This window comes from Streptomyces tricolor, from assembly GCF_002155905.1.
Taxonomy (GTDB): Bacteria; Actinomycetota; Actinomycetes; order Streptomycetales; family Streptomycetaceae; genus Streptomyces; species Streptomyces tricolor.
Window position 1 is genome coordinate 307 of the sequence record NZ_MUMF01000999.1, and the last position, 213, is coordinate 519.

1 pseudogene is annotated in these 213 nt (G+C 78.4%); it reads left to right on the forward strand.

The annotated features are described in order from the left end of the window. Window positions 1-213 (forward strand): annotated as a pseudogene (locus CCN44_RS47215) (FUSC family protein); the annotation flags it as partial.

The window sequence follows — 213 nt, forward strand, 5'->3', positions numbered from 1 at the left end:
GGACCGCCGGGCAACGTCGTCCTCACCTTCATCAGCTCCGCCTCGCTGTTCGCCCGGCAGACCCCCGGCCAGCTGCCCGGACACATCGGGCTGGCCCTCGCCGCCGGCGCCTGGGCCTGGCTGGTCTGCATGGCCCCCGGGCTGCTCCGCCCGCACGGCCCCGAGCGCCGCGCCACCGCCCAGGCCCTGAACGCCGCCGCCGCGTACGCCGAC